Source organism: Qipengyuania flava (assembly GCF_019448255.1).
GTDB classification, from domain to species: domain Bacteria; phylum Pseudomonadota; class Alphaproteobacteria; order Sphingomonadales; family Sphingomonadaceae; genus Qipengyuania; species Qipengyuania flava_A.
In genome coordinates this window covers 532573-549239 of sequence record NZ_CP080410.1, presented here as the reverse complement: position 1 = coordinate 549239, position 16667 = coordinate 532573, and the positions used below count along the sequence as shown (strand labels likewise).

18 protein-coding genes are annotated in these 16667 nt (G+C 64.9%); 12 read left to right on the top strand and 6 right to left on the bottom strand.

Annotated elements, in window-relative coordinates:
- Window positions 1-95: 95 nt before the first annotated feature.
- Genes KUV82_RS02825 through KUV82_RS02815 form a run of 3 tightly spaced genes read left to right on the top strand, consistent with a single transcriptional unit; the run spans window position 96 to window position 2109 of the window.
- Window positions 96-989, top strand: a complete 894-nt coding sequence (locus KUV82_RS02825) for a prephenate dehydratase (protein ID WP_219955393.1) — start codon at window positions 96-98, stop codon at window positions 987-989.
- Between the two features lie 47 nt (window positions 990-1036).
- Window positions 1037-1231, top strand: a complete 195-nt coding sequence (locus tag KUV82_RS02820; RefSeq protein ID WP_219955392.1) for a hypothetical protein — start codon at window positions 1037-1039, stop codon at window positions 1229-1231.
- Between the two features lie 8 nt (window positions 1232-1239).
- Window positions 1240-2109, top strand: a complete 870-nt coding sequence (locus KUV82_RS02815) for a fatty acid desaturase (RefSeq protein WP_258319816.1) — start codon at window positions 1240-1242, stop codon at window positions 2107-2109.
- A 9-nt stretch (window positions 2110-2118) separates the two neighbouring features.
- On the opposite strand, the gene KUV82_RS02810 is transcribed toward KUV82_RS02815, so the two are convergent.
- On the bottom strand, window positions 2119-3219 hold the full coding sequence (locus tag KUV82_RS02810; protein WP_219955391.1) for an isoaspartyl peptidase/L-asparaginase family protein: 1101 nt from the start codon (window positions 3217-3219) through the stop codon (window positions 2119-2121).
- A 110-nt stretch (window positions 3220-3329) separates the two neighbouring features.
- Between KUV82_RS02810 and KUV82_RS02805 the strand changes: the two genes are divergently transcribed.
- From KUV82_RS02805 to KUV82_RS02795, 3 genes are all read left to right on the top strand, one after another.
- Window positions 3330-4571 carry a mechanosensitive ion channel gene (locus tag KUV82_RS02805; RefSeq protein WP_219955390.1) on the top strand — a complete coding sequence of 414 codons (1242 nt, stop codon included), beginning with the start codon at window positions 3330-3332 and terminating at the stop codon, window positions 4569-4571.
- 104 nt (window positions 4572-4675) lie between these two features.
- The gene (locus KUV82_RS02800) at window positions 4676-6736 is read left to right on the top strand and encodes a S9 family peptidase (protein WP_219955389.1); all 2061 of its coding nucleotides are present in this window, start codon (window positions 4676-4678) and stop codon (window positions 6734-6736) included.
- Window positions 6733-7695 (top strand): SDR family NAD(P)-dependent oxidoreductase, encoded by a 963-nt coding sequence (locus KUV82_RS02795; protein ID WP_219955388.1) that lies wholly within the window; start codon window positions 6733-6735, stop codon window positions 7693-7695. The genes KUV82_RS02800 and KUV82_RS02795 overlap by 4 nt, the downstream gene beginning before the upstream one ends.
- Here KUV82_RS02795 and KUV82_RS02790 read toward each other — a convergent pair.
- The 3 genes from KUV82_RS02790 to bufA2 all read right to left on the bottom strand — a co-directional run bounded on the left by KUV82_RS02790 (window position 7692) and on the right by bufA2 (window position 9697).
- Window positions 7692-8462: an HvfC/BufC N-terminal domain-containing protein gene (locus KUV82_RS02790; RefSeq protein ID WP_219955387.1), complete on the bottom strand. Its 771-nt coding sequence runs from the start codon at window positions 8460-8462 to the stop codon at window positions 7692-7694. The genes KUV82_RS02795 and KUV82_RS02790 overlap by 4 nt on opposite strands.
- On the bottom strand, window positions 8459-9295 hold the full coding sequence (gene bufB, locus KUV82_RS02785; RefSeq protein ID WP_219955386.1) for an MNIO family bufferin maturase: 837 nt from the start codon (window positions 9293-9295) through the stop codon (window positions 8459-8461). Before bufB ends, KUV82_RS02790 begins: the two co-directional genes overlap by 4 nt.
- Window positions 9296-9412: 117 nt before the next feature.
- Window positions 9413-9697, bottom strand: coding sequence for a BufA2 family periplasmic bufferin-type metallophore (bufA2, locus tag KUV82_RS02780; RefSeq protein ID WP_219955385.1), 285 nt, complete (start codon window positions 9695-9697; stop codon window positions 9413-9415).
- A 204-nt stretch (window positions 9698-9901) separates the two neighbouring features.
- Here bufA2 and KUV82_RS02775 point away from each other — a divergent pair, with 204 nt between their 5' ends.
- From KUV82_RS02775 to KUV82_RS02755, 5 genes are all read left to right on the top strand, one after another.
- Window positions 9902-10186 carry a BufA1 family periplasmic bufferin-type metallophore gene (locus KUV82_RS02775; RefSeq protein ID WP_219955384.1) on the top strand — a complete coding sequence of 95 codons (285 nt, stop codon included), beginning with the start codon at window positions 9902-9904 and terminating at the stop codon, window positions 10184-10186.
- 33 nt (window positions 10187-10219) lie between these two features.
- On the top strand, window positions 10220-10678 hold the full coding sequence (locus KUV82_RS02770; RefSeq protein ID WP_219955383.1) for a DoxX family protein: 459 nt from the start codon (window positions 10220-10222) through the stop codon (window positions 10676-10678).
- 27 nt (window positions 10679-10705) lie between these two features.
- The gene (locus tag KUV82_RS02765; RefSeq protein ID WP_219955382.1) at window positions 10706-11236 is read left to right on the top strand and encodes a sigma-70 family RNA polymerase sigma factor; all 531 of its coding nucleotides are present in this window, start codon (window positions 10706-10708) and stop codon (window positions 11234-11236) included.
- Between the two features lies 1 nt (window position 11237).
- Window positions 11238-11879, top strand: coding sequence for a DUF1109 domain-containing protein (locus KUV82_RS02760; RefSeq protein WP_219955381.1), 642 nt, complete (start codon window positions 11238-11240; stop codon window positions 11877-11879).
- Window positions 11880-11960: 81 nt separating this feature from the next.
- Entirely contained in the window at window positions 11961-13727 is a 1767-nt protein-coding gene (locus KUV82_RS02755) for a DUF885 domain-containing protein (protein ID WP_219955380.1), read from the top strand.
- 13 nt (window positions 13728-13740) lie between these two features.
- On the opposite strand, the gene KUV82_RS02750 is transcribed toward KUV82_RS02755, so the two are convergent.
- Both KUV82_RS02750 and KUV82_RS02745 read right to left on the bottom strand, forming a co-directional pair.
- Entirely contained in the window at window positions 13741-14466 is a 726-nt protein-coding gene (locus KUV82_RS02750; RefSeq protein WP_219955379.1) for a hypothetical protein, read from the bottom strand.
- A 185-nt stretch (window positions 14467-14651) separates the two neighbouring features.
- Entirely contained in the window at window positions 14652-15323 is a 672-nt protein-coding gene (locus KUV82_RS02745) for an OmpW/AlkL family protein (RefSeq protein WP_219955378.1), read from the bottom strand.
- Window positions 15324-15523: 200 nt separating this feature from the next.
- Here KUV82_RS02745 and ispG point away from each other — a divergent pair, with 200 nt between their 5' ends.
- A complete protein-coding gene (ispG, locus tag KUV82_RS02740; RefSeq protein WP_219955377.1) occupies window positions 15524-16666 on the top strand; it encodes a flavodoxin-dependent (E)-4-hydroxy-3-methylbut-2-enyl-diphosphate synthase in 1143 nt (380 codons plus the stop codon).
- The last annotated feature ends 1 nt before the right edge of the window (window position 16667 follow it).

Below are 16667 nucleotides of genomic sequence, written 5' to 3'. Positions count from 1 at the left end.
GCGCCGCTCTAGTGCGCGCACGCGCCTTTCGCAAGTGCGCAAGCCGCAATAGCGCTTGATGCGAGGGAAACGGCCCCCTAACGCTGCGCGCCACCATGCGTCAGTTCGCCAAGCCTGCCCTCGCCCTCGTCGATTCGATGCGCGCCGCCGCCGCGCAGGACCCGATGCGCGCGATTGCCTTTGGCGGTGCGCCGGGGTCGAATTCGCACCAGGCGGCGATGCAGTTCGCGCCCGATGCGCTGCCGCTGCCCTGCTTCAGCTTCGAAGACGCGCTGGAGGCGGTCGAAAGCGGCGCGGCGGGCTGCGCGATGATCCCGATCGAGAACAGCCAGCACGGGCGCGTGGCGGACATCCATTTCCTGCTGCCCGAAAGCGGCCTTTCGATCGTGGCCGAGCATTTCATGCGCATCACGCACTGCCTGATGGCGCTGGGTCCCGGCCCGTTCGAGGCCGCCTACAGCCACCCGCAGGCGCTCGGCCAGTCGCACAAGTTCCTGTCCGAGCGCGGGATCGTGGGCCTCAGCCACGCCGATACGGCGGGCGCGGCGGCCTATGTCGCCGAGGGCGGAAAGAAGGACGTCGCGGCGATTGCACCCGAACTGGCGGCGGATCTCTACGGCCTCGACATCATCGAACGCGAGGTCGAGGACGCGCACGACAACACCACGCGTTTCGTCGTGCTGGCCAAGGAACCGCTCGATCCCGCAGCCCTCGAAGGGGCGCAGGCGATGACCACATTCATCTTCGAGGTGAAGAACATCCCAGCCGCGCTCTACAAGGCGCTGGGCTGCTTTGCCACGAATGGGGTCAACATGACCAAGCTGGAAAGCTACCAGAAGGGCGCCAGCTTTGCGGCCACCCAGTTCTTCGCCGATATCGAAGGCGCGCCGGGCGAGGCGCGGGTGGATACGGCGCTGGAGGAACTGGCTTTCCAGACCAACGCCGTCCGCCTGCTGGGCAGCTACGTCCAGGCCCGCAAGCGGGGCTGACAGTTAGGTTGCTATTTGCTATCCATCTTCCGCAGAGGGAGTGGACGATGCAGGCAATCCTCAAATCCATAGTCTGGTTGCTGCCGCTGATTTTCGGTGTCGGCTTTCTCGCGCCGGTCATCTCCGGGGGGATGATGGCCACGGGCATTGAAGCCCCCTTCGGATTGAGCGCGCTGGCTTTCGGCCTGCTCGTCGGGGGCACCTGGGGAGCATTCGCAACCCTCAAGGGGCGCTGGATATGAATGCGCCAGTGACCATTCCTGCCGACCTTTCCACGCTGTCAGACGCAGAACTGCGCAAGCTGGAAAACAAGATCGCCCGCAAGCACTCGGGGATGGTCCCCTGGGGTATCGTCGCCTGGGCTTTCGGAAATCTCATGGTCTGGTTGGCGCTTTGGCCCCTGGTGATCCTCGATGTGATCCCCTTGTGGCTCGGCTTCGTGGCCGCCACTTTCAATATGACGCTGGTGTATCTGCCGACGCATGATGCGCAGCACTACATCATCGGCAAACCCGGATCGAAACTGTTCTGGCTCAACCAGCTCGTCGGTCATGCGACCAGCTGGATGATGGTCTATCCCTACGAAGTCCTGCGCGTCACGCACATGGACCACCATCGGCATACGAACGATCCCGAACTCGACGTCGACATCACCAGCCACGCCGACAGCGGATGGCAGGCGGTCTGGCAATCGATCCGCCAGCGCCAGCCCGACGGCAAGCGCGCGGGCGACTATCTGCGCTGTCTAGAGAGGAACGGCCGGTCCGACCTCATCCCGCTGGCGATCGGATACAAGCTGGGCTTCGTTGCAATCCTCATCGCACTGGCGTGGAGCGGCTTTGCGCTAGAGGCATTTTTCCTGTGGTGGCTGCCCTACCAGGTCGCAATCACCTATCTGCTCTTCTTCCTGAGCTGGGCACCGCATAGCCCTGGCATGGGACAGGGGCGCTACCGGGATACCAGGAACTGGCGCTCGAAAGTCGGCAACATTCTCAGCATGGGCATGCAGTATCACGTCGTACACCACCTGCACCCCTATATCCCGCTGATGCGCACGCCAGCCGCCTACCGCGAAATGCGGCCCATTCTGGAAGCGCGCGGCGTAGAGCTGGAAATCTAGGCTCTAGGCTTACTCGTCCGAATAAATCGCCACCTCTCCCGGCCCATCGCTGGTCATGCGGCCGCGATACATGCCGCTGGTATTCATGCTGAAAAGTGCGTGGCCTTCTGAAGTGATGACGATCACGCCGCCATCACCACCTAGCGCGCCGACTTCGCCGATCACCGCGTCGATTTCTTCCTGGGCCTGACCCGCTTCGAGCGCGAACTCGCTGGCGTGGATGATATAGCTCGGCTCGCCATCGCTGGTCAGCGGCACCTCGCGCTGCGCCGCGTCGATTTCCAGCTGATAGCGGTAGCGAAGCCGCGTGCAGATTTCCTGCGCCACGCCGACGCGGATGAAGAACTCGCCCCAGCCGGTGGCCGACACCGCGCAGCTGCGGTTGTCGGCATAGGTGCCCGCGCCGATAATGGGCGCATCGCCAATGCGGCCCCAGCGCTTGCCGGTCATGCCGCCGGTCGAGGTTCCGGCGGCCATATTGCCATCCTGGTCGATGGCGACCGCGCCCACCGTGCCGAATTTGACGTCCACATCGATGGCCGAGAGGCTTTGGGCCTTCATCCGTTCGAGCGATTCGCGCCTGCGCTCAGTCTCGAACCAGTCCAACGGCATGGTCTCGAGCCCCTGCTCCTCGGCGAAGGTTTCCGCGCCCTTGCCCGAAAGCATCACATGCGGGCTGTCGGTCATCACCTTGCGCGCCAGATCGATCGGGTGGCGCACGCCTGTGACCCCGGCTACCGCGCCCGCATCGCGCGTGCGTCCGTCCATGATTGAGGCGTCGAGCTCGATCGCACCGTCCCAGGTCAAAACCGCTCCGCGACCGGCGTTGAACAGCGGGTCGTCCTCCATCGGCTCGATCGCCGCCTGGATCGCGTCCATGGCAGTTCCGCCCTCGCGCAGCACGGCCGCTCCCGCGTCGAGCGCCCGCTGCAGCGCCGCGCGATAGGCGGCGTCCTGTTCCTCGGTCATGTTTTCCCGCGCGATAGTCCCTGCGCCACCGTGGATGGCGATCGACCAGCGCGGCTCCTCCTCCTGCGCAGAAACCGGAACGGCAAATGTGGCGAAGAGCGCGGCCAGCGCGCCGACGATGGGGGTGAAAAATCCTCTCATGGGAAGGGGATAGCACGCCAAGTTATCCACTCAATGCCCGGCCCGCATTTTGTAGATTCCCGACACGCGTGATAGCCCTGACGCTACGGAAACCAATGGGGAGAGGTTTCATGATTTTCGACCGCTATCGTTTCGACGAACAGCTGGCGATGGAACTGGGGGAGAAAATCCTTCTGGCCGTCGTCGCGCTCGTCATCACCTGGCTTGCGGCGCGCGCCGCGAAATGGGCCTTTGCCAAGCTCGTCGACACCGTCGACTTCTTCAAGCGCGGGACCGGCAGCGGCCAGTCGCTCGGGGAATCGCTCGGCAAGATCGTCGGGCTGCTGATCTGGCTGTTCGGCCTGCTCATCATCCTGAACATCCTCGAACTGGGCGGGGTCGCAGGGCCGATCGACAGCCTGCTCGAGAATGTCGTCGACTTCGTGCCCAACCTGCTGTGGGCCGGCCTGATCTTCTTCATCGGCATGATGGTGGCCCGGATCGTCAAGGACCTGGTCGTCACCACGCTGCAGACCGTCGACTTCGACAAGTGGGCCAACCGCGGCGGGGTCGACAACGTCACCGGCAACACCGCGATCAGCAAGACGATCGGCACGATCGTCTACGTCCTGATCGCCATCCCGGTGGCCATCGCCGCGCTGGAACAGCTCGGCATCGATTCGATCAGCGCGCCGGCCTCGGAAATGCTGCGGATGATCTTCGCCGCTGTCCCGAACATCATCGCGGCTGCGGTGCTGCTCGGCATCGGTTACCTCATCAGCAAGTTCGTGGTGCAGATCATCAAGGAAGTCCTGCCGGGCCTCGGCGTCGATCGGGCGCTGGCGGAAACCGGCCTTGTGGGTGAAGGCACGACCGCGTCGGGCATTATCGGGCGCATCGTCCAGGTGGCGATCATCCTGTTCTTCGCCATCGCCGCCACGCGCCTGCTCGGTTTCCCCGAGCTCACCGCGATTCTCGACCAACTGCTCGAACTGGGCGGACGGGTGATCTTCGGAGCCGTGGTCATCGCCTTCGGCTTCCTGATCGCCAACCTGCTGGCCCGCCTGATTGCGGGCGATGCCGGCGGGACCACGGCCGCCACCATCGTGCGCTGGGCGACGATCATCCTGTTCGTCTTCATGGGCCTGCAGTTCACTGGCATCGGCGGGATGATCCCGGCCAACGCGCTTACGATCCTGATCGCAGGCATCGCGGTGGCCGGCGCGCTCGCCTTCGGCCTCGGCGGCCGCGACTGGGCGGCGCGCAAGCTGGAGCAGATGGACAGCGACCTTGGCGGAGGCGCAGCGCCCAAGCCCAAGGCCAAACGCAAGGCCGCGCCGAAATCGGACGATACGCTGCCACCGGGAGCCTGACACCAAACACCCTTCGGGAACGCACGGAAAGGGGCGCGGGATTTATCCTCCCGCGCCCCTTTTTGCTGTGCTAGGCCTGCTCCTTGAAGAGGGAGAGAAGCTCGATGAAAGGCGTTTTTAGCGGCCTGGCGCTGGCTGGTTGCACAGTGGTGTCGGGTGCGGCGATGGCGCAGGCCCCGGCCACGTTTTCGGCCGAAGATGTCTTCGCGCTCGAGTTTGCGGACAGCCCGCGTATTTCGCCCGATGGCCGCACCGTGCTCTTCGTGCGGCGTTCCAACGACATCATGTCCGACCGCACCGAGGGCTCGCTCTGGGTGGTGCCCTTTGCGGGCGGCGATCCGCGACTGCTGGTCGAAGGGGCCGGGGGCGGCGAGTGGGCGCCCGACGGCCGCCGGATAGCCTTCACTGGCCGCGACAGCGACGAGCGCGCGGCGATCTTCACCCGCTGGATGGACAGCGGATCGATCGAACAGGTTGCCAGCCTGCCAAGCACCGCGCGCGACCTTGCCTGGTCGCCCGATGGCCAGTGGATAGCCTTCACTGCCAATGTCGAGGCGGATGTGAAGCCGCTCGCCAAGATGCCCAAGAAACCCGAAGGGGCCGAATGGTCCCCGCCGGTGAAGGTCATCGACCACGCACAATTCCGCCGCGACGGTGCCGGTTTCCTCGACCTTGCCTTCCGCCACGTTTTTGTCGTCCCGGCGAGCGGGGGCACGCCCCGCCAGCTCACCACCGGCCGGTTCGACCACGACGGGCCGGTTTCCTGGAGCCGCGATGGCCGCCAGATCTATTTCTCGGCCAACCGCAACGAGGGCTGGGAACTGCAAACCATCGAAAGCGATATCTACGCTGTCGATGTCGCCAGTGGCCGGCTCGACCAGTTCACCTCGGGCAGCGGCGCGGAAGTGAACCCGCAGGTCTCCCCGGATGGCGCCCGCGTCGCCTTCGTCTGCATGCCGCATGTGAAGCGCCCGGTGTGGCAGGTCGATGTCTGCGTGAAGAACCGCGATGGCAGCGGGGCCCGCAACCTCACCCAGAGCCTCGACCGCGAGGTCGGCGATATCCGCTGGGGCGGCAACCGCGCGATCCACTTCACCTATGACGATCGCGGCATGAAGAAGATCGGGCGGGTCACGCTCGACGGGCGCGTCACGACCGTGGCCGAGGGCCTTGGCGGTACCACCCTGGGCCGCCCCTACACCAGCGGCACATACGACGTGGCGGCCGATGGCTCGCTTGCCTGGACCGCTGGGACCAGCCAGCGCCCGGCCGACCTTGCCGTTCGCCGCAGCGGACGCACGCGCACGCTGACCGCGCTCAACGAAGACATCCTGGCCCACCGTGCGCTTGGGCAGGTGCACGAGATCACATACAGGTCCAGCTTCGACGGGACCGAGATCCAGGGCTGGTATGTCACCCCGCCCGGCTTCGATCCGAGCAAGAAGTACCCGCTGATCCTCGAAATCCACGGCGGCCCGCATGCGGCCTATGGTCCGCATTTCAGCGCCGAGGTCCAGCGCTTCGCCGCCGAGGGCTATGTCGTGTTCTACGACAACCACCGCGGCTCGACCTCCTATGGCGAGGACTTCGCCCTGCTGCTCGAACACAAATATTCGAGCGAGGAGGATGCGGCCGATCACATGTCCGGCGTCGATGCGATGATCGCCAAGGGCTTCATCGATGAAGACAATCTGTTCGTGACGGGCGGGTCGGCGGGCGGGATTGCCACGGCTTATCTTGTCGGGCTGACGGATCGCTTCAAGGCGGCGGTCGCGGCCAAGCCTGTTATCAACTGGCTTTCGAAAACGCTGACGGCGGATAGCTACATCTTCCAGACCTACCACCAGTTCCCCGCCCTGCCGTGGGAAGACCCGATGCACTACTGGAAGCGTTCGCCGCTTAGCCTTGTTGGCAACGTGACCACGCCGACCATGCTTTTGACCGGCGAGGAGGATCACCGCACGCCGATCACAGAGAGCGAGCAATTCTACCAGGCGCTCAAGCTTCGCGGGGTCGACACCATGCTGATCCGCGTGCCAGGCAGCGCCCACGGGATTGCGGCCAGGCCCTCGCGCCTTATCGCCAAGACAGAAAACATCCTCGCCTGGTTCGCCCGCTACCGGACGGACCTTGGCGAGGCAGAACAGACGGGAGAGAGCAAGTGAGCAAGTTCGGTTTCGAAAGCACGGCGGACGAAGTCCTCGAAGGCCAGGACCTTTCGGGGCGCACCGCGCTGATCACCGGCGGCTATTCGGGCCTCGGCAAGGAAACCGCGCGGGCCATGGCGGCAAGAGGCGCGCATATCATCCTTTCCGGACGCGATGCGGCCAAGCTCGACGAAGCGGCCGCCGAAATCGCTGGCGAAACCGGGGCGATGGTCGATACGCTGGTGTGCGATCTCGCCTCGCTCGACAGCGTGCGCACAGCGACCGACGAGGCCAAGGCGCGCTTCGACAAGATTGACCTGCTGATCAACAACGCCGGTGTCATGGCCTGTCCCCTGGGACGCACGGCCGACGGGTTCGAGATGCAGTTCGGCACCAACCACCTCGGCCATTTCCTCTTCACCAACCGCCTCGTGCCGCTGGTCGAGAAGGGCACGGCGCCGCGTATCGTCAACCTGTCGAGCCGCGGCCACCATATCGACGAAGTCCATTTCGACGACCCCAACTACCACGAGCGCGAATACGAAAAGTGGCAGGCCTACGGGCAGTCGAAGACCGCCAACATCCTCTTTGCTGTCGGCCTTGAACAGCGGCTCGCCGATAAGGGCATCCATTCCTATGCGCTGCATCCCGGCGGCATTCACACAAACCTCGGGCGCCACATGTCCGAAGAGGACATGGCCAGCCTGATGGAACGCATCCGCAAGTCGGCCGAGGAAAGCGGCCAGAAGCCGCAGCCGATGAAGACCATCCCGCAGGGCGCAGCGACGACCTGCTGGGTCGCGACCACCGATGCGGTAGCCGACAGTGGCGGGCTCTATTGCGAGGACTGCCACGTCGCCGACCAGGACGACGAGGATACGATGGGCGGTGTGCGCAGCTACGCGATCGACGCGGACAAGGCCGAGCGTTTGTGGGCGATGAGCGAGGAAATGGTCGGCGAGAGCTTCGCCTACTAAGCGAGTTGTTCGACCAGCCCTTCGCCAACCCAGCGAGCCAGCATGGCGCCTGCCTCGGCGATGGCGGCGTCTTCGCCCAGGGTATCGACCAGGCCTGCGCAAACCTCGGCAAAAGTCGCGCCTCGCTGGAAGGCGAGCAGAGCCGCGCCTTCCCACGCGGGCCGCAGCACGAAGACCGGCCGTTCTCCTTCGCGCCAGACTATCGCGCAGTGCGCGCTTTCGAGCGCGGCAAGGTCAGCCTCTCCTTCCTCGCTAGCGAGCGAAGACCAGAGGCGCACGAGGTCGAAAGAGGCTTCCAGCACCGACACGCCCGGAACAAGGGATAGCCTGAGGCCTTCCCAATCCGCTTCGCCGAACCCGGCGCAGGCCGTACCGAACTCCGCCACGCCGAGCGCCTGCGCATCGCGCACCACGAAGACCGTGTGCATGGCCCATTCAAGCGCCGCCAGCTCGGCAACATCGGGGTCGTTTGCGAAAAGCTCCGCGCAGGTTTCCGGAAATCCCGCGCCGGCCAGGTCCAGGGTCCAGCTGCTAGGCGGATGGGCGATGCAGTGATGCGCCGCCGCCTGACGGAAGGCGGCCTCACCCACCAGCCGTTCGGTTCGCTCGAAGGTCGAGCGCAGGGCTTCGATTAGCGCGCTGCGGTAGTTGTTGCGGTAGATCGCAAAGCCGCGGCCCTGACTGGCTTTCCAGCCGGCCGGAAGCGGGGCGGCCTCGTCCAGTATCGCGCCGAGGAAGGCCGCCTGCCGCTGGGCAAGCGCGCTCATGCGGCAACACTCCGGCCAGACGCCGCCGCCATGAAGCGCGCGCGGTCGAGCTCGAGCAGGAGATCGGAGAGCGGAGGGATCTTGTCGTCGCGCTCGATCATGGTCGCGACCGGGCCCGTTTTCATGATGACTTCGGCGTAGAGGTCCCAGACACCGTCGCTCACGTCGCGGTCGTGGGTGTCGACGATGATCTCGCCCGGTTCGTGCCCGGCAAGATGGATCTGCCGCACCCGGTCGAGCGGCAGGCCGGCAATGTAGTCGCGGGCCGAGAAACCGTGGTTGTGCGCGCTCACATAGACGTTGTTGACGTCGAGCAGCAGGTAGCATCCCGTGCGCTGCGCCATGGCGGAGAGGAACTCCCATTCGGCCATCTCGTCCTCGGGGAAGGCGAGGTAGCTCGACGGATTCTCGAACAGCATCGGCCGCCCAAGCGCTTCCTGCGCGCGATCGATGTTTGCGCAGACCGCATCGAGCGCTTCTTGTGTGAGAGGGAGCGGCAGGAGATCATGGCTGTTGTGCGCGCTGGTGCGGGTCCAGCACAGGTGATCGGAGACCCAGAGCGGTTCGATCCGGTCGGCCAGTGCGCGCAGGCGCTCAAGATACTCGACGTCGAGACCATGGGCAGAGCCGATCGACATCGACACGCCGTGCAGGATCACAGGATGCTTGCTGCGCACCTCTTCCAGCACACGCAGCGGCTTGCCGCCCTCGACCATGTAGTTTTCGCTGATGACCTCGACGAAATCGACCGGCACTTCTCCTTCGAGGAAGTCGGCATAGTGGGTGCGCCTGAGGCCCAGGCCAAAGCCGTCGAACGGGGGGATAGCGGTCATCGCGGGTCCTTGATCGGGAAGAAGGTTGGCGGCCCGGCACCTCGGGAGGGGGGACGGAGAGAGTGCCGGGCCGCGCGTTCGGGCTCTTGGGTTGCCCGAATGCTGGGTGCGAAGCGGTTAGCCGAGGTCGCCGATCGTGCCGCCCTTGGCGAGGCAGTCGCCGGCCTTCATGGCCTTGAAGCCGTGGCCCTTGCACTCGTTCTGGCCCTTGCAGGCGTTCTCGGTGGTCGCGCAGTCGGCCTGACCCTTGCACGAGTGGATGCCGTAGCAGTGGACGGTGTCGTCGGAATTGAGCGCGCGGCCGGTGCTGCCGGCGGGCGCGTCAGCGGCAAAGGCCGCCATCGAGGACAGGGCGAAAGCGGCAGCGGCAGCAGCGGCGGCGGGTTTACGAAGTGTGGTCATGATTGGGGTGATCCCTTTTGAATGTGTCGCGGTGTGCAGGAGCGCACACAGTGTCAGCATTCGGCCCGCCACCCCGGCCGGTTACACGGCAGAAATTTTTTCGCGGCCTGTAACGCTTCCCGATCTCTTCCCGAATGACAGGCCAGTTCCGGCGCCGATGCCGGGGCGCCCCCCACTCACGAAGTTTTGAAGAGAGACACTGCCATGAACACCAACTCGATTGCCCGCATCGCTGGCCTCGCCCTCACCGCCAGCGTCGCCGCCGGCCTCGCCGCCACCCCGGCAGCCGCCCAGAAGAAGCCGATGGAAAAGTGCTACGGCGTCGCCAAGGCCGGCGAGAACGACTGCGCCGCCGGGCCCGGCACCAGCTGCGCCGGTACCTCGACCCGCGATTACCAGGGCAACGCCTGGAAGCTCGTCCCCAAGGGCAGCTGCGAAAGCATCTCGACGCCCAAGGGCAAGGGTTCGCTGACCGAAATCAAGCGCTGATCGGCGCTAAGACCTAGTCACACGAGGTAAGCCATGCAGACCCTTCTCGCCCGCTACGACACCCTGGCCGCTTGGCTCGCATCGCGCGTGCCGGAAGGGCTTGCCCTGCTGCTTACCCGTGTGGCCTTCGCCGGGATATTCTGGCGCTCTGGCCGCACCAAGGTCGAGGAGGGTTCGCTCCTCTCGATCAGCGACCAGGCCTATTTCCTGTTCGAGTACGAATACACCGGCCTGCCCATTCCCGTCTCCATCGCGACCCCGATGGCAACCTGGGCCGAGCACCTCTTCCCCCTCCTCCTGGTGCTCGGCCTTTTTACCCGCTTCTCCGCGGCCGCGCTGCTGGTGATGACGCTGGTGATCCAGTTCTTCGTCTATCCCGACGCCTGGTGGCAGACGCACATCCTGTGGGTCGCCATGGCCGCCATCCTGATCTCGCGCGGTGGCGGAGTGTTCTCCGCCGACGCCCTGCTCGCCTCGCGGCGTGCCAGCTGATAGCGTGATCGAAGAGGGGAGAGCGCAATGATTGCCGACGAAGCCAGCCTGGCCCGTTTGATGACGGCCTCGCAGAAGGGCGATGCCAGCGCCTACCGCGTGCTGCTCTCGGAAATCCAGATGTGGCTGGAGCGGTACTTCCGCCGCCGGGTCGCCCCGGCCCAGCTCGACGATCTGGTGCAGGACGTGATGATGGCGGTGCACGCCAAGCGCGCGACCTGGGATCCGACCCGGCCCTTCCTCCCCTGGCTGGCGGCGATCGCCCGCTATCGCTGGGTCGATCACCTGCGCAAGGTTTACCGCAAGGCGGAAGACGAATTGGGCGATTACGACGCCGCCGAAGACAGCGAGGAAGAAGCCGTGATGGCGCGCATGAGCCTCGAGCGGCTCTTCGTTCACCTGCCCGACAAGCAGAGCGAAGTGATCGAGCTTGTAAAGATCGAGGGGCTTTCGATTGCCGAAGCCTCAGCCAAGACCGGCCAGAGCGAAAGCCTGGTCAAAGTAAACATCCATCGCGGCCTCAAGAAGCTTGCCGCGCTCGTAGAGAAAGCAGACTGACATGAACCGGGTCCCCAACCCCCTGATCGACGACCTTGCGGCCGATCTGACCCCTGTGAAGCCGATGAAGCTTGTCCACGGCATTGCCTTGGTGGCGCTGGCCATGGCCGGCACCGTGGTGCTGGTCGAGCTGATCGACGGATTGTGGCGCGGCATCCTGTCGGGCCGCGCATCGGCGTTTTTCTTCATCGCCAACGGCATGCTCGGCCTGCTGGGCGCGGCGAGCGCGCTTGCCGTCATCCGCATGGCCGGCCCAAGGGTGGGCAATTCGCACGATGGCGCGCGCTGGTCGCTGGCGATGTTCGCCATCCTGCCGGCTGCCGCGCTGGTCATGCTCGGCCTTCAGGGCAACCTCAGCGAGGTGACCCAGGACCCCTACGGCATCGAATGCTTCCTCGGCGGGGCCTTCTTCTCGCTACTGACGTTCGGGGCGCTGACCGTGTGGCTGCGCCGCGGTGCGCCGGTTTCGCCCGCTACGGCCGGGACCTTCACCGGCATTGCCGCCGGGGCGCTCGGCAGCTTTGCCTATGGCCTCGCCTGCCCCATCGACACGCTGGCGCATCTTGCCACCTGGCACGCGCTGCCCGTGGTCGCCGGGGCACTTCTGGGGCGGGTCGTCGTACCGCCGCTCGTCCGCTGGTAAGGCACATTCGTCCGGCCCGCGCTTGCCAAGCGGGCCGGACAGGCCCACCCCTCGCCCAGCAAATTCCAGAGGGGAAAGACCATGAAAACCTTTGCCGCCGCGATCGCGCTTGCCGTCGCGCTGCCCGCCGCTCCGCTTCTTGCGCAGGACCAGACCGAAGCGCCCGCGACCCCCCAATGGGTCGAAACGAGCAACGCCTACACGCAGAAGCTGATCGAATTCGAAGCCTCGATCTTCCCGACCGGGGCGAGCTTTGCCGGCTATGAACAGTACGACGGGCTCGTGAACGACATGGCCCTCGACCGGGATGAACGCTACGTCGCCGGCGCAAAGGCACTGCGCGCCGAGTTCACTGCCGCCATGGCAAGCGAAACCAACGCCTACGTCAAGCAGGACCTGCAGATCCTGATCGACGCGATCGACCGCAACATCGAAGGCACCGAGCTCGGCAACCGCTACATGCTCGAGTTTTCCGAAGTGCCGCAGGGCATGTTCCAGACGGTCGGCTCGCTGCTCTCGGAACAGACCGCCCCCAACCGCCGCGCCAAGGCGCTCGAACTGCTACAGCGCTACACCGGCACCTATCCCGGCACCGAGCCCATGACCGAGCTCGCCAAGCGCCGCTTCGAAGCCAGCCGGGGCGAAGGCAAGATGGGCCCCTATGTGGTCGAGGTGCAGGAATCGATCGGCAAGATCCCGACCTTTGCCAGCGGCATCCGCGAGCTGTTCGCCAAGTACGAGATCGAAGGCGCAGAGGAAGCGCTCGACGCGATGGACGCGCAGTTTGCCGACTACGCGACCTGGACCGAAGAGGTCGTGCTTCCTGCCGCACGGCAGGACCCGCGCATGCCCGAAGAGCTCTACGCGCTGGCGCTCAAGAACTGGGGCATCGACATCGATCCGCGCGAAGCCATGAGCCGTGCGCGCCGGGGGTTCTACGAAATCCGCGCCCAGATGGAGGCACTCGCGCCGCAGATCGCGGCCGAAAACGGCTGGAGCGAAACCGACTACCGCTCGGTCATGGGCAAGCTGAAAGAGCGCACGATCCCGAACGAGGAGATCGAGGCCTACTACCGCGACGTGAATGCCCAGCTCGAAGCCAAGATCCGCGAGCACGATATCGTTTCCCTGCCGGAGTACGAGCTCGCCATGCGGGTCGCCTCGGCCGCCGAAAGCGCCGCCCAGCCCGCCCCGCACATGCGCCCGCCGCGCCTGATCGGGAACACGGGCGAACAGGGCACATTCGTCCTCACGGTCAGCAACCCGACCGCAGCGGAAGGCGAAGCCTATGACGACTTCAACTTCCCGGCCGCCAGCTGGACGCTGAGCGCGCACGAGGCACGGCCCGGCCACGAAATGCAGTTTGCTGCTTTGGTGGAACAGGGCGTCAGCCTCGCCCGCCTGCTCTACGCCTTCAACAGCGTGAACGTGGAAGGCTGGGCGCTCTACGCCGAAGCGGAAATGCTTCCGCACGAGCCGATCGAGGGCCAGTTCGTCGCCCAGCAGTTCCGCCTGCTGCGCGCTGCACGCGCCTTCCTCGACCCGATGCTCAACATGGGCCTCATCAGCCGCGAGGACGCCGAGCGCGTACTGCGCGAGGACGTCCAGCTTTCGGGCCCGATGACCAAGCAGGAGCTCGACCGCTACCAGTATCGCATGCCCGGTCAGGCCGGCAGCTACTATTATGGCTATCGCAAGCTGCTCGACCTCAGGGTCGAGGCGGAAGTCGCGCTGGGCGAAGCGTTCAACGAGAAGGCTTTCAACGACTTCCTGCTGAGCCAGGGTATCATCCCGCTGGAGCTGATGGCCAAGGCCGTGCGCGAGGAATTCATTCCCTCGCAGCGCTAAGGCATAGTTGAACTCAGGACGCCGCCGATCCGCCTGTGGTGGGTCGGCGGCGTTCCGTATCGAAGATCGCCACGGCGGCAAGGAAGGTGGCGATAATCATCAGGAATTCGCCGCCGTCCTCGAACCACGCGTGAAATTCGATGAGCGCCCGGCTCTTGTCCCCCCAGCTGGTCGCCGCATCGGCGAGGATGCCGAAGAAACCCGCACCGACCACTCCGACTGCCAGGATCAGGGCGTGCGTGGCAGGACGCAAGTCCGCACGGCGCAGGGCTACCAGTAGCGACACGAGCCACGTCACCCCAACGAGACCAAACAGCAGCACCTCGCCAAAATCGTTGGGCGGCAAAGGCGTGCCTTGCGGCATGGCCGGGGCGACCATGTGCCCGAACCGCTCGTGGATCTGCAACGAATCGTCAGCTGTGAGATAGGCAAACAGCAGGGCGTTCACGAGGTATATCCCGGCCCTGGTGCGCCTCCACATGAGCGCAAGCATGACCGCAGTCGCAGCCAGGAGCGCGTATTCCAGATACTCCCCGAAGCCCTCGTCTTTCGAAATGAAGAACTGGGCGGGAAGAGGGGCGTCCGTCACGGCGCCATAATGCGCAGCTACATCGAGCCCCAGAAGGACGCCGGCATAGGGCAGCAGGAAGAAAGCGACCCGGCGCCACGCGAGGTTGGCGAAAAGTTCGGCAATCGCGTCCCAGGTTTCGCGCCCGAGCACTATGATGCGTGCTGGCATGAGACCCCCTCCTGCGTATTGCGTATGTCTAGCAACTGTCGCCATTCCGCAGCAAAAACGCAATCCTTCGCGCTTGTCTCGCGCGAAAAGTGAGCGATCCCATTCGGGGACGGTGCAATCGGGCCAGAACCCGAAGGACGGGCGCTCACCACTGGCGAGCGCCCGTCGGGTCGATTCACCAAAGGTTAGAAGGTAAGATACACCCCGGCGCTGAGCACCCAGGGATCGAGGCTGTGCTCGGTCTCGATAAGATCTGTCCCTCCGGCCGAGAAGGTCGCGTCTGTTCCGACAAAGTAGCGTTTGGCGTCCAGGCTGATGCCGACTCCTTTGTCGTTGACCGGGATATCGATGCCCGCCTGCAGGACGAAGCCGAACTCGCTGGAAAGGCCCACATCGTCGATGCCAAGAGCCGCGGCGTCATCGCCCACGTCCTCGCCAAAGATCATGAAGAAGGCGGGACCCGCTCCGATATAGGGCTTCACGCCATCGCCAACAGGGAAGTGAAGCTTCGCGGTCACGGTGGCCGGCAGTACGATCGCGTCGATCAGCTCGGCCCCGGCAAGCGCGCCGCGCCCCTGGACCTCGTGCGGCGTGATGCAGCAGATGGTCTCGATCGAAAAATTGGGCGACACGAAGTACTCGGCGGCCACGGTAGGAACATAGCTGTCCGAGACATTGGTCTGGCTGCCGGCCGGCAGGCCGAAGGCATCACGCGTGACATCGGTGATCTCGCCCTCGGGAAGGACCCCTGTTGCCAACACTTTGACGCGAATATCACCGGCTTCTTGCGCCGCGGCAGGCGCAGCCAGGGGCAGCGCCGCAAGCGCGGCGGCAATCAACGGAATACGGAAGGTCATACTAGTCTCTCTGTCCAGTTTATGCCTCCCCAATGAGATGAAATACTATCTCTCAGACTGGTTCCCGCAAATTTGCCGCCGATCGTAGGCCACGCCAGATCGGGGGTCGCAATTCTTACGCAAACCCGCCATATCGGCGGCATAGCAAGGCCGTATTCGCGCGGCCCGACACCGGTCTTCAGAAAGCGCCGAGCAGAACAATGAACGCAATCCGCCCCTGGCGCACGATCGAGCGCCGTCAGTCCCGCCAGATCATGGTCGGCAACGTCCCCGTAGGGGGTGATGCGCCGATCACGGTGCAGACCATGACCAACACGCCGACCGAGGACGTGGTGGCCACGCTCGACCAGATCCGCCGCTGCGAAGAGGCCGGTGCGGACATTATCCGCGTATCCTGCCCGACCGCGGAATCGACCGAGCGTTTCGACAAGATCACTAAGGCCGCGCGCGTCCCGATCGTTGCGGACATCCACTTTCACTACAAGCGCGCGCTCGAAGCGGCTGACAAGGGCGCGGCCTGCCTGCGCATCAACCCGGGCAACATCGGTAGCAGCGAACGCGTTGCGGAAGTGGTCCGCGCCGCCAAGGCCAACGGCTGCGCGATCCGCATCGGCGTCAACGCCGGCAGCCTCGAAAAGGACCTGCTCGAAAAATACGGCGAGCCCTGCCCCGAAGCGCTGATCGAAAGCGCGCTCGACCACATCAAGCTGCTGCAGGACCACGACTTCCACGACTACAAGGTCGCGGTGAAGGCCAGCGACGTTTTCCTCGCGGTCGCCGCCTATCACGGCCTTGCCGATGCGGTAGACTGCCCGCTGCATCTCGGCATCACCGAAGCCGGCGGACTGGTCGGCGGGACGGTCAAGAGTGCGATCGGCATAGGCAGCCTGCTGTGGGCCGGGATTGGCGACACGATCCGCGTCTCGCTTTCGGCAGAGCCCGAGCAGGAAGTGAAGGTCGGCTACGAGATCCTGAAGAGCCTCGGCCTGCGAACCCGCGGTGTCCGCGTAGTCTCCTGCCCCAGCTGTTCGCGTCAGGGTTTCGACGTGATCCGCACCGTCGAAACGCTCGAAAAGCGGCTCGAACACATCAAGACGCCGATGAGCCTTTCGGTCCTTGGCTGCGTGGTCAACGGGCCGGGCGAAGCGCGTGAGACCGATATCGGCATTACCGGCGGCGGAAACGGCAAACACATGGTCTACCTCTCCGGCGTGACCGACCACCATGTGCAGAGCGACGACATGCTCGACCATATCGTCAAGCTGGTCGAGGAAAAGGCCGCCCTTATCGAAGCCGGCGAAGCGGTGGCCTTCGACCCCCACGCCAAGGAGGCCGCCGAGTAAG

Coding starts and splice junctions, on each gene's coding strand:
- KUV82_RS02810 (WP_219955391.1), bottom strand. CDS start 3,219: ATGAGAGGATTTTTCACCCCCATCGTCGGCGCGCTGGCCGCGCTCTTC.
- ispG (WP_219955377.1), top strand. CDS start 15,524: ATGAACGCAATCCGCCCCTGGCGCACGATCGAGCGCCGTCAGTCCCGC.
- KUV82_RS02765 (WP_219955382.1), top strand. CDS start 10,706: ATGATTGCCGACGAAGCCAGCCTGGCCCGTTTGATGACGGCCTCGCAG.
- KUV82_RS02805 (WP_219955390.1), top strand. CDS start 3,330: ATGATTTTCGACCGCTATCGTTTCGACGAACAGCTGGCGATGGAACTG.
- KUV82_RS02800 (WP_219955389.1), top strand. CDS start 4,676: ATGAAAGGCGTTTTTAGCGGCCTGGCGCTGGCTGGTTGCACAGTGGTG.
- KUV82_RS02750 (WP_219955379.1), bottom strand. CDS start 14,466: ATGCCAGCACGCATCATAGTGCTCGGGCGCGAAACCTGGGACGCGATT.
- KUV82_RS02775 (WP_219955384.1), top strand. CDS start 9,902: ATGAACACCAACTCGATTGCCCGCATCGCTGGCCTCGCCCTCACCGCC.
- KUV82_RS02745 (WP_219955378.1), bottom strand. CDS start 15,323: ATGACCTTCCGTATTCCGTTGATTGCCGCCGCGCTTGCGGCGCTGCCC.
- KUV82_RS02790 (WP_219955387.1), bottom strand. CDS start 8,462: ATGAGCGCGCTTGCCCAGCGGCAGGCGGCCTTCCTCGGCGCGATACTG.
- KUV82_RS02820 (WP_219955392.1), top strand. CDS start 1,037: ATGCAGGCAATCCTCAAATCCATAGTCTGGTTGCTGCCGCTGATTTTC.
- KUV82_RS02770 (WP_219955383.1), top strand. CDS start 10,220: ATGCAGACCCTTCTCGCCCGCTACGACACCCTGGCCGCTTGGCTCGCA.
- KUV82_RS02755 (WP_219955380.1), top strand. CDS start 11,961: ATGAAAACCTTTGCCGCCGCGATCGCGCTTGCCGTCGCGCTGCCCGCC.
- bufA2 (WP_219955385.1), bottom strand. CDS start 9,697: ATGACCACACTTCGTAAACCCGCCGCCGCTGCTGCCGCTGCCGCTTTC.
- KUV82_RS02825 (WP_219955393.1), top strand. CDS start 96: ATGCGTCAGTTCGCCAAGCCTGCCCTCGCCCTCGTCGATTCGATGCGC.
- KUV82_RS02760 (WP_219955381.1), top strand. CDS start 11,238: ATGAACCGGGTCCCCAACCCCCTGATCGACGACCTTGCGGCCGATCTG.
- bufB (WP_219955386.1), bottom strand. CDS start 9,295: ATGACCGCTATCCCCCCGTTCGACGGCTTTGGCCTGGGCCTCAGGCGC.